This window comes from uncultured Thalassospira sp. (genome assembly GCF_963976115.1).
Lineage (GTDB): Bacteria > Pseudomonadota > Alphaproteobacteria > Rhodospirillales > Thalassospiraceae > Thalassospira.
Window position 1 is genome coordinate 108,620 of record NZ_CAXBJJ010000007.1, and the last position, 13,818, is coordinate 122,437.

Annotated in this window: 10 protein-coding genes and 1 tRNA gene; 7 read left to right on the forward strand and 4 right to left on the reverse strand. The window is 51.0% G+C overall.

Annotated elements, in window-relative coordinates:
* The first annotated feature begins 165 nt into the window (after positions 1-165).
* On the forward strand, positions 166-2,034 hold the full coding sequence (locus tag AAC086_RS10620; RefSeq protein ID WP_339778574.1) for a Na/Pi cotransporter family protein: 1,869 nt from the start codon (positions 166-168) through the stop codon (positions 2,032-2,034).
* A gap of 131 nt (positions 2,035-2,165) precedes the next feature.
* Here the strand turns inward: AAC086_RS10620 and AAC086_RS10625 are convergent, their stop codons facing one another.
* Complete coding sequence (locus tag AAC086_RS10625; RefSeq protein WP_339778575.1) at positions 2,166-2,651, reverse strand: GNAT family acetyltransferase; 486 nt, start codon at positions 2,649-2,651, stop codon at positions 2,166-2,168.
* Between the two features lie 249 nt (positions 2,652-2,900).
* The gene (locus AAC086_RS10630) at positions 2,901-3,617 is read right to left on the reverse strand and encodes a hypothetical protein (protein ID WP_339778577.1); all 717 of its coding nucleotides are present in this window, start codon (positions 3,615-3,617) and stop codon (positions 2,901-2,903) included.
* Between the two features lie 208 nt (positions 3,618-3,825).
* Between AAC086_RS10630 and AAC086_RS10635 the strand changes: the two genes are divergently transcribed.
* From AAC086_RS10635 to AAC086_RS10645, 3 genes are all read left to right on the forward strand, one after another.
* Positions 3,826-4,551, forward strand: coding sequence for a response regulator (locus AAC086_RS10635; protein WP_339778579.1), 726 nt, complete (start codon positions 3,826-3,828; stop codon positions 4,549-4,551).
* Positions 4,548-6,173 carry an ATP-binding protein gene (locus AAC086_RS10640; RefSeq protein WP_339778581.1) on the forward strand — a complete coding sequence of 542 codons (1,626 nt, stop codon included), beginning with the start codon at positions 4,548-4,550 and terminating at the stop codon, positions 6,171-6,173. The genes AAC086_RS10635 and AAC086_RS10640 overlap by 4 nt, the downstream gene beginning before the upstream one ends.
* A gap of 147 nt (positions 6,174-6,320) precedes the next feature.
* Entirely contained in the window at positions 6,321-7,625 is a 1,305-nt protein-coding gene (locus tag AAC086_RS10645; protein ID WP_339778583.1) for an adenylate/guanylate cyclase domain-containing protein, read from the forward strand.
* A 140-nt stretch (positions 7,626-7,765) separates the two neighbouring features.
* On the opposite strand, the gene AAC086_RS10650 is transcribed toward AAC086_RS10645, so the two are convergent.
* Complete coding sequence (locus tag AAC086_RS10650) at positions 7,766-8,878, reverse strand: RNA polymerase sigma factor (protein WP_339778585.1); 1,113 nt, start codon at positions 8,876-8,878, stop codon at positions 7,766-7,768.
* A 555-nt stretch (positions 8,879-9,433) separates the two neighbouring features.
* Positions 9,434-9,509, reverse strand: a tRNA-Thr gene (locus AAC086_RS10655).
* Positions 9,510-9,989: 480 nt separating this feature from the next.
* Between AAC086_RS10655 and AAC086_RS10660 the strand changes: the two genes are divergently transcribed.
* The 3 genes from AAC086_RS10660 to AAC086_RS10670 all read left to right on the forward strand — a co-directional run bounded on the left by AAC086_RS10660 (position 9,990) and on the right by AAC086_RS10670 (position 13,818).
* Positions 9,990-10,307 carry a hypothetical protein gene (locus tag AAC086_RS10660; protein WP_339778587.1) on the forward strand — a complete coding sequence of 106 codons (318 nt, stop codon included), beginning with the start codon at positions 9,990-9,992 and terminating at the stop codon, positions 10,305-10,307.
* Positions 10,308-10,662: 355 nt separating this feature from the next.
* Positions 10,663-12,852, forward strand: a complete 2,190-nt coding sequence (locus AAC086_RS10665; protein WP_339778589.1) for a lysylphosphatidylglycerol synthase transmembrane domain-containing protein — start codon at positions 10,663-10,665, stop codon at positions 12,850-12,852.
* A 186-nt stretch (positions 12,853-13,038) separates the two neighbouring features.
* Positions 13,039-13,818, forward strand: coding sequence for a class II glutamine amidotransferase (locus AAC086_RS10670; protein WP_339778591.1), 780 nt, complete (start codon positions 13,039-13,041; stop codon positions 13,816-13,818).

Consider the following 13,818-nt stretch of genomic DNA (forward strand, 5'->3'; position numbering starts at 1 on the left):
TCGATACCTCTATCAGGTCAGTTAACCAGCCCGTTGATCTGTTGTGATCAACGGGCTTTGTTATCGGAGTGACAAAAATATTTCGCGCTGTATTTGATCTATTCCAAACGAAACCCCCAACCTGGTCTATAGATTAGGGCCGACTTTGTTTTGTGGATTATTCAAATGCGTTTCAAATTTTCGGCCCGCTATCTGACCTGTTGTGCGCTTTTTTTGGTTTGCACCGTTGTTTTGCTGCCTTATCTGGGCATTTCGGCTTGGGCGCAGGCTGTGCCGGCATCGGAAACGGTAAATGCAAGTCCGGTGCCGGGGGTAACATCCTTGCGCAAAGGCTGGATGACCGTTCAGCTTTTGGGCGGGCTGGCCCTGTTTTTATATGGCATGGATCATCTGGCCGGGGCGTTGCGGGTGCTGGCCGGGGCCAAGTTGCGCCTGTTTTTGGGAAAAATGACCCGCAACCGGTTTGTTGCCGTGGTGTCGGGGGCGGCAATTACGGCGTTGTTGCAATCATCGTCGGTAACAACGGTGCTGGTGGTGGGGTTTGTGTCGGCCGGGTTGATGACCCTGCAACAATCGATTGCGGTGATCATGGGGGCCAATGTTGGCAGTACGCTGACGGCGCAAATCATTGCCTTTCAAATTAACGAAATTGCCCCGGCCCTGATTGCGGCGGGTTTTGCTGCGATGTTTTTTATCAAAACCGAAAACTGGGCCCAACTGGGGCGGGCGGTGTTGGGGCTGGGCCTGTTGTTTTTCGGCATGGGCATGATGGGCGATGCGATGGAACCGCTGCGCCATTATCAGCCTTTTATTACGACAATGGCGCAGATGACCAACCCTGTGCTGGGCATTGCCATTGCCGCCCTGTTTACAGCCCTGGTGCAATCAAGTGCGGCGACAACGGGCATTGTCATTGTGCTGGCGGGGCAGGGATTATTATCGCTTGATACCGGCATTGCCCTGATATTCGGGGCCAATATCGGCACCTGTGTCACCGCCTTGTTGGGCACAATTGGCAAAAACCGCGAAGCCTTGCGCACCGCGATTGCCCATGTGACCTTTAACGTGATTGGCGTTTTGATCTGGTTGCCGCTTATTCCGGTTTTGGCCGATATTGTGCGCGATATAACCCCGGACCATGTGGCTGTATTGGCTGGTGGCGTGGCGCAGGAAGACATTGCAAGGCAAATTGCCAATGCCCATAGTATTTTCAATATTTTGAACGTTGTGCTGATGATCGGGGCCGTTCCACTGATGGCGCGCGCGATCAAACGGATTGTGCCGGATCATGCCAGGCCGGACTCTGCGCTGGATGCGCAGCCCAAATATTTGAACAACGATATGATTAATACCCCGGCGGCGGCATTGGCGGTGATGAAGCAGGAAGTTTTGCATATGGGTGACATTGTGCGCGATATGGCCAGCCAGGGGCGGCATTGCCTGTTGCATCACGATGCCCGGCATTTGCAAGGCATCGTCGAACAGGATGCCGGCGTTGACGGATTGCAAGAAGCCATCGTCGCCTATGCCGTGCGCCTGCGCCACGAGGATGCCGCCCCGGTCGATCGTGCCCGGTTGGAAGAACTGGTTGCCGTTGCCAACAACCTTGAAGCTATTGGCGATATTGTCAGCAAGGAACTGGCCGACTTGTTAACACGGTTAACCCGCCTGGGCCGCGAACCTGATCGGGAAACCACCGACGGGTTGGTGACCTTGTATCGGGATGCCGAAACGGCCTTTCAGGCAGCCCTGCATGCCCTGGCCGACGAAGATGGCCCCCGTGCCGAGGCCCTGATTGCGGGTAAAGCCGCCTTTAGCGCCCGGCTGGATCATATGCAGTTGGTGATTGCCGAAAAAGTTGGCAATAGTGAGGAGGATGTGAAGCTTTATCGGCTGGAAATATCCGTGATCGAGCGCATACACCGCCTGTTTACCCGCACACGCCGCATTGCCCGCAATGCTCTGCATCTGGCTGAAAACAAAACCAGTCTTTCCGGCCCGGCACCTACCATCAGTGCCGAGGTGGCTGATTAAAGGAAATGTGCTTGAAAAGAAACATCCTTTAAACCAGAAAAATCCGGGCGCATTGATGTGCGCCCGATGGTATTTGTTGCGGGTGCCATTGGCGAAATAGCGATTTTATGCCCGAAATTGAGGGTGCAAAATCAGCAATCGCTGGCTGCGGGTTCCGCCGAAACGTTCAAACCTGCCGGGCAGGGGGCGATGTCTTTTTGCATCACCGTTACATCAAGGGCGCGATAGCCGAGATGGCGGTAAAAGTCCTGGGTTTTTGTGTTTTCGCCCCGAACCATTAATTGCATCCGCCAAATGCCCTGGTCTCGCAGCCAGTCTTCGCCTTTTTGAACAAGGCGGCGGCCAAGCCCGGTTTTTTGAAGGTCAGGGGCGACAGCTAGATAATAAATCCAGCCGCGATGCCCGTCATGGCCCATCATCACGGTGCCAATGATAACGCCATTCACATCTTCCCATACCAGCAGGGTTGCATTGTCTGAACGGATGGCAAAGGAAACATCCCATTCGGGCGGGTTATAGGGGCGATACAGATTTGTATCCTGCCATAGCATTGTTATGGCGGTGATATCATCAAGTCTTGCAGTGCGGGGATGGGGAGAGATTTCGACAATAGTCATGATGGCATCCTTCTAAAAAGAAAGAATTATCCAAAATTTCCGGTGCGTCAATTATTCTTGGGCAGGTTATAAAAAAGAGTGGCCCTGCACATGGCAGGGCCACCATTTCGTCCGGTTATCATATCGGTTGGGGGAAATATGCCGGACGAAAAAGAACCATTTACGCCGAGGACTCAAGCGGAGGGGGAAGCCGTGGGGGAACGGCCCGGCGCCATAATGGTTCTTTTTTGTGAATGCCCGATAAGGGCATTACATTCTTTGGGAGCCTTTTTTACCGCCAAAGGCCGGGCCGCCATTGATGGGGCGGGCGGTCACGCGGCTCAGCTCGATTTCGCGGACCACATCGCCGCTCTTGTTGGTGATGGTCGCCATATAGGTGCCACGGTCGGTTTCGGTTAGCTTGCCCAGCACCAGATCACCGTTACCACGCATCAGGATCATGGCTTTGGTCAGCATTTCCATTTGGGCGGTGCTATATTTATTGTCATAGCGGTTGTTGCGGTCGGGCTTGCCCATCATGCGGCGCAATTCCCTAAATTCTCCGCGATCCGGGTGGCCGGTAAAGGCATCAAGCGTAATATCTTTGACAAGATCCCCCTTGGCATTCACCACTTCGAGCATGATTTCGGCGCCATCCTTGCTGGCAACCACCTTACCGGTTTTCAGGTCATTGTCGCCGTGACGCAGTAGCATGGCATCCATCAACAGGCGGGCTTCGTCAACGGACAGCGCTGTGTCGCGTCTCATAGCGTTCATCTTGTTGTGATAACCATCAAAACCGCCTTTTTTCATATCGAAACGGCCATGGTCAAATTTGCCTCCCTGACAATCGCCGCGCATGCCATCCTGCATGGTGCCGCGCATGTCATCGGGGCGGTTTTGCGCCAGTGCCGATGCGGTGGGGATGACCCCCAGGGTGAAAGCAAGAAGGGCGGCTGTCATCATCAATTTGCGGGTTGTTTTCATTTTTTCCTCGTCAGTTTGGGGGAACCGTTTGACGAGGACATCTAACCCGATAAATGTCGCGAAATGATCCCGGTAAACCGCTAAAATGGTCGCAGACTGTCGCAGGGCTGGTCTTTGCGACAGTCTGATACAAATTGGCGGTTACCGCCGGTAGGCTTACTGCGTTAAGTTTGCATGACATGATGCCACCAACAGCAGGATCAAGCGGATGTCGGATACAGCACATATTCTGGTCGTTGATGATCATCGCGATATTCGCGACCTGATTGGTCGTTATTTGCGCCAGCATGGCTATCGGGTTAGCCTGGCTGGCGATGGCCGTGAAATGCGCAAATTGCTGGCTGACGAGATCATGCCCGATCTGGTGGTGCTTGATTTGATGATGCCGGGCGAAGACGGGCTGAGCCTGTGTCGCTGGCTGCGTGAAAGCCACGATATCCCCGTGGTGATGTTAACCGCACTGGGCGAGGAAACCGACCGTATCATCGGTCTTGAAATGGGGGCGGATGATTATTTGGCCAAGCCGTTTAACCCCCGCGAATTGCTGGCCCGGATCAAAGCTGTATTGCGCCGGGCGCAAAGCCTGCCAACCGGGCGCAAGCGGCCTCTGGCCGGTGGCGAAGTTTATTTTGATCGCTGGATCCTTGATCGCAACCGCCACGAATTGCGCAGTGATGATGATATGGTCATGCCTCTAAGTGCCGGGGAATTTGCCCTGTTAAATGCCTTTGTCGAACACCCGCATATGGTTCTAACCCGCGACCAGTTGCTTGACATTACCAAGGGTCGCGAAGCCGCCCCGTTTGACCGCAGTGTTGACAACCAGGTCAGCCGCCTGCGTAAAAAAATTGAACCGGACCCGAAAAATCCGGTGATCATTAAAACCGTCTGGGGCGGGGGTTATATGCTGACCGTGGATGCGGTTTCGCAATGAAACATGTGTTGTATCGTCTGTGGCCGCGCAGCCTGGCCGCACAGCTTATTGCCCTGTTGCTGGGCGCAGTGATCCTGACCCATGTTGTGCTGGCAGTTTTGCTGGCCGAAGAACGCCATGATGCCGTTTTATCGGAACGGCGCGGCGGGGCATTGTCGCGGGTGGCGGCCATTTCGCGCATATTGGCAACAACCCCGCGCGAAAATTGGCACGATGTATTGCGGGTAGCGCAAAGCCCACAATTTCAACTGCGGTTGCTGACAAAACCCGTTATCTATAGCGAAAAAACAGACGTAACCCGTTTATTATCCGAACGGGTCAATGCCGCCCTTGGTAATCCGCCGGTCGCGGCCCATGTCAGTTTTTTGTCGCAAAGCGATTGTCGCAGCGAACGTAACCGCGAAGATATGCGGATGAAGGGCGAAAAATCCGATGGCGGTCACCCGGACCGTGACAAGGTAAAATTTCATCGCTTCTTTAGCAACATTTCCTGCGATGGTCCGCCGGTCATGGGTGTTGCAGTTCCCATTTTTGGGCTGTTTGAGGGCGGGGGCCCGACACCAGGGGCGGTTAATAATACCCCGGATTCTGGCAAAATACCCTCGCAGCAGTCAGATAATGCTCTCGCCGGGGGCAAGGCAGGTACGGATGACGGTTCGGACAGCGACGATACCGTTTTAGCGGCCACTATCGCCAGTCCGACCATCTGGCTTGATGCCCGGATCAATAATTTCTCTGCCCCGCCGTGGGTGGTGTTTCAAAGCATCGTGCGGGTGGTTTTGTCTGCTGTGTCGATTGGCATTATCGCTTTTTTTGTTGCCCGGCGCATTACCCGGCCCTGGAAGGCTTTGGCTGTTGCGGCGGATCGTGTCGGGCGGGGCGATTTTCCCGAACCGGTGGCCGAAACCGGCCCGCTTGAAATTCGTCATGCCGCACGGGCCTTTAACCAGATGACAGCGCGCCTGAAACGCTTTGTGCAGGACCGCACCCGGATGCTGGCCGCGATTTCGCACGATTTACGCACGCCGATTACCAGTTTGCGCTTGCGGGCCGAATTTGTTGAAGACCCGGAAAACCGTCGTAAAATTATCGAAACCTTAAACGAGATGGAGCAAATGGTGGCCGCCGCCATGACATTTGCCCGAGAAGAAACCGCCGACGAGAAAACCCGCAAAATTGACGTTGTGGCCCTGGTTGAGGCCTGTTGTGCGGATCTGGAAGAAACCGGGCATCCGGTAACATTTGAAACCGGGGTTGAGCATTTTTCCTATGCGTGTCGTCCGCTATCGATCAAGCGGGCATTGGGCAATTTGCTGGCAAATGGCCTTGCCTATGGTGAACATGTTTTTGTCTTTGTCACCCGGGCCGAGGATGGGGGCCTGTGGGTGGATGTGTGTGATGACGGGCCGGGAATTCCGATAGATCAGCGGGATCGCGTTTTCGAACCCTTTTTCCGGCTTGAAGCATCGCGCAACAAGGAAACCGGCGGCATCGGCCTGGGATTGGCAATTGCGCGTACGGCCATTCGGGCGCATGGTGGCGAGATATATCTTGAGGATTCTAAATTTGGCGGTTTGCGGGCGCGGATCTATTTGCCCGCTCCGGTTCTCTCACAGGTCTGACCAGGACTTGTCGGTGTTTGATGCCATTTTCGGCTTTCCGGTTCTGCATGGCTGCCATTTTTTTATGAATTTTTGATTGCACTTTATGGCGTTTCGCCCATTTAAGCGGTGTAACAAAAATGAAAATATTGAGGACGGAGCGTTTCAATGGCGCAGCAGAGCAACAAGTCTGGCAATGTCACATCATTGCCGGGAACAAATTCGGCCCTTTCAGGGAGCGGGTTTGTGCGGTCGGTCAATGACTGGCTGATGGAAAGTGCCTTACAAGATACCGATGTTGACGAAGTTATTTCCGGTATGGTGTCGCGTCTTGTTGCTGCGGGGGTGCCGATTGACCGGGTCATGGTCGGTTTTAAAACCCTTCACCCCTTGTATGAAGGGGTAAGTTATATCTGGTCAAAGGCGACAGGCCAGGTTGAACGGTCGTTCCATCTTGGCATTCGCGAAAACAATCCTGACTGGATTGAAAGTCCGATGAAATGGATGGTCGACAATGGTGTGACGTTTTTGCGCCGCCATCTGATCGGTCCTGGTGCCATCCTTGATTTTCCGGTTCTTAAATCGTTTCGGGAACTCAGCGGCACCGATTATCTGGCGCTGGTAACGCCCTTTACCACGGATCGCGATAGCGAACAGGGTGAAAACCGTATTTTCATGACTTATCTTACCAGTCGTCCCAGTGGTTTTACCGACGAGGATCTGGCTGTTCTTTCGGCCATACAACGTCGTTTTGCCGTCACCTGCAAAATGCGTATTATGCATGACGAAACCAAAACCATCCTTGAAACTTATCTTGGGTCCGATGCGGGGCATCGTGTTCGCGATGGGCAAATCAAATTGGGCGACAGTACCAAAACCCGGGCCGTGATCTGGTTTTCCGATATGCGCAATTCGACCGCCATGGCCGCTCATGTGGGCGATGATGCCTTTCTTGAACAGATGAATGCTTTTTTTGCGGCAACCGCCGGGGCCGTTCTGGGGCATGGGGGGCAGGTTTTACGCTATATTGGCGATGCGACGCTGGCGATTTTCCCGATCCGTGATGACGAAGGCGACCTTGAACAGGCCTGTCATGCCGCCCTTTATGCTGCTGCCGAAGCACAGATGAATATCGAAAACCTGAACCTTGGCCGCGAGGAACAGGGGCTGCCCGAGTTTGATTATGGCCTGGGCATGCATGTTGGGGATGTTGTGTATGGCAATGTCGGGGTTAAGGAACGGGTTGATTTTACTGTGGTCGGGCGGGCGGCCAACGAGGCCTCGCGGATCGAAAAACTGACCAAACAACTGGGCAAACGGGTATTGGTGAGTGCTGCCGTTGCCAAATATATTTCCTGTCCGACTGAAAATATTGGCGAATATGAATTGCAGGGAACGGGAACGCGATTGACCCTGTTTGCGCCTGATTTCCGCGAGGCATGTCAGCGCCTGGAATTATTGCGCGCCAGCTAAATGTGCTTTAGTGCCGGGTTGGGATGGTTGTGCGGTATCCTGTCTGCGGCGCAAATCATCCGTCCCTGGAAGTGAAATAACCAAACCCGGGCATATATTTGTGCCCGGGTTTGATTTTTGGGTTCCGTGTCCTTTTACGATTAGCGAATTTCGCATCCGCGCAGCTGGTCGCGGGCCAATTGCACGCGTTTGCGCACAGCACAATTGCTTAGCCCCAGGTTTTCGGCGATCTCGTCATAGCTTTGGTCTTGCACACAGCGCATCAAAAGCGGGCGGCGCAGTTTTTCGGGCAGGTCGGCCAGGGCCTTGTCCAGATTGGCAAACATTTCGCCGGTCAGGGCGTTTTGTTCCGGGGTGGTACTATCGCGGCGTGTAATTTCCGGCATGGCTTCGTCGGCCGTGCTATGCGCGTCTTCGTTATATTCGGCCTTGCGCTTGTTCTGGCGGTGCAAATCGATACAGGCATTATGAACAATGCGCGATAGCCACGCCCGGGGATTGCGAATTTGATCCATCGAATCCTCAAATTTGACCGACGCCTTGACCATCGCTTCCGACAGCGCATCCTGCGCGTCATCCATATTTCCTGACATCAGTTTGAGGCATTGGCGCAACAGGCCATCCTGTTGGTCAATCCATAATGGCCAGAAATTGGGCGCCATTGGGGATTGGTGATTGGCACCCCTGTGTGCAACAGCCGCGGTCTGAGCCTGTGCTGTGGAAATTGTATCGGCATTTTCTGTATCGGGCGTGTCTTGCTGATGCGGCCATCGGTATGCGGCCGCCCGCGGCAAGGCAATGTCATGTTCCTGTGCCTGTGAATGGTTGTCACAGTGGGCGGGGATAACAATTCCGCCTTCGTCGAGGAAGGAATTTGGAACCAAAGGAGAAATGTCGAGCTGTTGTCGCGAAAGCAGCCTGTTTTGATCGATGATGTCCAATACGCCAACTGGCGGGCAGGGTGTTGTGATAGCAACGGTGTCGATGGCGATGGCGGGTGGTGTGGTGATAGCTGTCGGCAAAGAAGGTTTGCTGGCAGCTTTAAAATGATTGTCAGCATAGGTACTGACACCTGCAACGAAATCGCGTGCCAGCCGGTTGCGTGTCGGCGGTTCAAGATATGCCCAGATTGAGGTGATTTTTTTCTCGCCATGGTCAAAGGCTTTGATCAGGGCATCTTGCAATGCCTCGGCGAAGGCGGTTTCGTTCTTCGTCAAAGGAACTAAAAACTTGTTACGGCTAAGGTTACCCACCACGAAATCTCCCCTGATTTGAAATGCAACTAAAAGTTGTTTGATGCATTCTTACTCAAGTATGACGTCGCAGAGTTTTGGTTGTGATATTTTTTATTATTTACACGCTAAGGTTGTCATTTTGGGGTGGTTTTTTTCGAGATCAGGCAGGGGGATCACAATAACCACCTGTTTTCGCGATAGGGACGTTTCAAGCCGACTCTGTTAATGGGTGTTTCGGTCTGTGCTCTCGTTTCTCTTGGCCTTTGTTTTTGCGGGCGGATGTTATTTTAAAAAGACTGGCAAAAAAGGTTTTCACAGATGACGGTGATGCCGCGCAGGTGTGAAAAAATAATCGAACGAGGGGGCCTGCGGGGGAGTAGCGGTTGACGTTTGCCGTACGGATTATTCCAAATCGGTCCCGGTACTTTTGATGCGAGTGAAATTCGTAATTTGTTCGTCATGGCATCGGAGGCTGCGGTGCCTGGGCCTGGGGACCAATTTTTCGATCCGGGCAAAAAGAAACCCGCCGAAATGCAGCATCACTGCATATTGGCGGGTCTTGGGTACAAAAGATGGTGCTGGTGATAGGATTTGAACCTACGGCCTACGCATTACGAATGCGCCGCTCTACCAGCTGAGCTACACCAGCACAAATCATTTTGTGGCGCGGAAAATACGGATAATATGGCTATATGGCAAGTGCTTTATTTGTGTTTTCTTCAATGATGGTCTAATTGTTGGCGCAATGCACAATCCTGCTGCCGTCAGGTTCGACGCCAACAGGCAATATCCGCCGTTTTCGTCCCTATTTTGGGCAGATACTGGAAAGGATGGTCATCGTGGCATTTGCAGCGGATTTTGGCAGAACAGCGCAGGATTACTGTACATTTCGTGCCGGTTTTCCTCGCAAACTTCTGGTGCGGTTACGGGCATTTAATATTGGCTCGCTGGTGCTGCCGAGGATATTCCGCTATCAGATGAATGCATGGATGTTGTTGTGGCTGGGCAATGCTGGCGCTGGTTTGATCCGGAGCGGGCAACAGCCGAAATTCGCCGGGTTTTGTCGCCCGAAGGAAAGGTTGTTATTTGCCATTTTGATTTGCGGCCTTTGCCGGGAAATGCGGTCGAGGTGACCGAAAAATTGATTTTGCAATATAATCCGGCTTGGCCGATGGCGGGAGGAAGCGGCTTTTACGCGCGTTGGTTACAGGATTTATTGCTCGGCGGTTTTGGCAAACTTGAAACCTTCAGTTTTGATGTTGATGTTCCTTATTCACCAGCGCAATGGCGTGGCCGTATTCGGGCAAGTGCCGGTGTTGTTGCCAGCCTAGGAAATGAACAAGTCGTACAATTTGACATTGAACATCTCAACATGTTGGAGACCCTCTTTCCTGTTGATATGCTGACAATTCCGCATCGTGTCTGGGCCGTGGTGGCTGTGGTATGATCTGGGGCAGGAAAATAGTCCTCAGCGATAGCATATCATACCTACCGGGATTTTCAGCGATATAGAGGCAATAAAGTTGATCCGGTTGCGAGTTAAAATCTTGCCTGTCCATGATGTTGCCAATTTTCTGAAAAAGAGTAGAGCTGTTTTGCAGTGTGGTTGCATTTTCGAACTCATGCGGCAGGCAAGCTGTGAAGGTCATTGTCAGATAGGAACATGAAAATTGAAGTTGTTGAAATAGCTATTCTATTGTATGAAAAAAAACGTTTGCGACAAAAATAAATTAGATGTTAATTGTTTCAATTTTCAAAAAATTTAATTTTGGTTTATTTACTTTTTTAGGTGGTGATTTTTTTTGGCTAAGTCTATAAAAATTTTAGTTATTTTGATTGCCATTTCTGCCGTATTTCTATTTGTAGATGTTGGGGAGTCTCTGAAATACATATCGGGAATCGATTTTTTTTGGCTTTTCATCTCTTTAGTTTTTGTCTTCTTGAATCAGTTTTTAAGCAGTATCAGGTTTAAAGTATTTTTACGTATGTTCGGTCAAGAACTGGATTTGCGTCGCGCACATGCGGTGAATGTTTATTCTATATTGGCCGGGATGGCATTTTTTAATTTCTTTGGTCAAAGTGTTTCAAGGACTGTCCTCGTAAAAGGTATTGCTGACACGGAATCGTCGGTGCTTGTAACAGCCCTGGAACGCGTTTTTTCACTTGCGATATTGGTAATCGCATCAATGTCGGCGGCGTTCTTTGTCTTGGGACGTATCAGTTTTGATTATGCTCCCGGCTTGATGCTTTTATCCATGTTTCTGTTTGTCATCATGAGTCTGGCTGGGGTTTATCTTTTTTTTCTCACAAAAAGCCAAAAAAATGAACTTCGATTAGTTTTTTCAAGCGGGTTTGGCCGAGGGTTTATTACTATAATATTTATTATTATGCTTATGCATAGTTTTATGTTGGGAGCTTATATTGCATTAATCGTTGGCATGGCCGGTTTGGATGTCTTGACGGCCAAGGCTGTTTTTGCCGCTCTTTTAACCATGCTTGGTGCTTCGTTTCCCATCAGTTTTGGGGGGTGGGGAGTCCGGGAAGTTTCGGCGGGGTTTGCATTTCGCACAGCAAATATTTCTTCTGCGCTTGGTGTTGGCGCTGGAATAGGCGTCGGTTTGCTGACAATTATTTCCTTGGCACTTAACTTTTTTATTATTTGGGTTCTGAATTTTTTTATTCCGCAAAATGATGAAAAGTTTGCTCGGAAACGTTCTAATAGTGGTTATAGCCGGAGACTGATATTATTCCTTGGGTGGGTTGTTGCACCTGTTGTTCTTGTTTTGATGATGGTGCAGTTACCTGTACCTATATCCGCAGGCAACCTAACCGTAAATCTTGCAGACCCATTGGCAATCGTCGCAGGTATGACGTTTGTATTTGTTATCATACAGCGTGGCGCATGGCGGGATATCTGGTTTGATCCGAGAGTGAACTGGTGGCTTGCAGGGTCAGCATTCGTGATCTTGCTAAGCTATTTCATAGGGTATTTGCAGTTCGGTTATTTGGCATGGGCGTTGTATAACCGTCTTCTCGGCGTTGGCATTTTGTTTTCCTACATTGTGGTCGGTGCCTTTCTGACCGCACTATGGGGTGAGTTCGGGATCAGAACCGCAGCAAAATCTGTTGTGTCGGCTGTTGTCGTTCTTTTCATCTTTGAATACTGGCTGCGGTTATATTTTGATAGTTCTGTTTTAGTGGCCTTAAATTGGAGCGGGCCTCGTTGGTCCGGTTTTTTAGCTAATCCTAATAGTTATGCCTTCTTCTTACTTTCGATCTTGCCGTTGCCATTTTTATTTCTTGGGGACAGGAATTCCAATGGCCATAGAACATGGAAATATGCGATTGTCCCAGGCATGATTTTTGCGATTATTTATTTAACGGCCTCCCGCGCGGCTTTTGGTGCAGCAGCATTTTTCATCTTTTTCTTTTTCTATGTCGATAAAAAGAAAACTATTTTTTCTCTGCTGTTTGGGTTGTCTTGCGTTCTTCTCTTGTACGGTCTTACCGAGGTTTTAACTTTGATTGGGGATGGACATCTCATGTCTGTCGCCCGCTCGAAAGACTTCGCAATTGTTCAAAATGACCGAATTCTAAGTATGGTTGAAGGTTGGAGGATGTTTCTCGCCCATCCATTGTTTGGCGCAGGATTGGGGGCCTTTTATAAAAGTCAGTCGGATCTGGCACTCCCGCTTGCAGAGCGAGCACTTATTATTCATAACTCGTTTTTGTGGATACTGGCAGAAGCAGGTCTGTTTGGTTTCATCGTTATATTTGGTCCACCGATAATTTGGGGTGTGCGAACGTTTTTGAATATGAAATGGCGTACAGATCCATATCTTTGCGGGTTTTTGCTGATATTGGCAAATGCGTCAATTATGGGGATGGCGCATGAGCTTATGTATCAGCGTGTATTTTGGTTGATGCTGGGAATTTTTCTTGCGCGTCCGTTTGTGATGCGTAAAAACGTTAATCAATTATCTCATTCCTAGTTATCGATTGCACAGGCAGTGAGGGGCTGCGTGCATCGACGACAACAATGTTCCTGTCGTCACATGGCAGCCATGCAGGGCAACCCTGTTTTGATCTGTTATAGAACATTGACCATGCTGTAGTTTGGCGGCATAGATAAGCTCCTGATCCTGGCGATGCCGGGCAAAATCGGGGAGAAGTCATCTATGTGCCGTTGGCTGAGCTATATCGGGGATCCTGTTTACCTCGACAGTCTGGTTTTTGAACCCAAGCATTCCCTTGTTGCGCAGAGCCTGCATGCCGAAGAGGCCAAGACGCCAACCAATGGCGATGGATTTGGCCTTGGCTGGTATGGGCATCGTCAAATACCTGGGCTGTATCGTGAAATCTTGCCGGCCTGGAACGATGCGAATTTACAATCGCTGGCACATCACATCGAATCGGGCCTGTTTTTTGCCCATGTTCGTGCCTCCACCGGCACAGGCACCAGCCGGTCGAATTGCCATCCCTTTGCCCATGACAAATATCTGTTCATGCATAATGGCCAGATTGGCGATTACAAGCTGGTGCGCCGCGAGCTTGAAGCCCTGATTGACGATAAATATTACTGTTCCCGCCAAGGTACCACCGATAGCGAACTGATCTTTTATTTAATGCTAAGTTTCGGGCTGGAGTTTGATGTGCACGGTGCTATTCGCAAGGCGATTGACGTGGTGGAAGCCGCCATGCGCCGCCACGATATTGAAGCGCCGTTTCGCTTTACGGCTTGTTTAAGTGATGGTGAAAGCCTGTGCGCGGTGCGCTATGCCAGTGACGACAAACCACCGTCGCTTTATTACCGCAAGCGCGGCAATCAGGTTATTGTTGTGTCCGAACCACTTGATGCCGAAAGTGCCAGCTGGATAGCACTGGACCATAATCAAAGCCTGCATGTTTCGCGCGATCTGACCATTTCCAAGGGCATGATGCAACAAGCCTGTATCTGA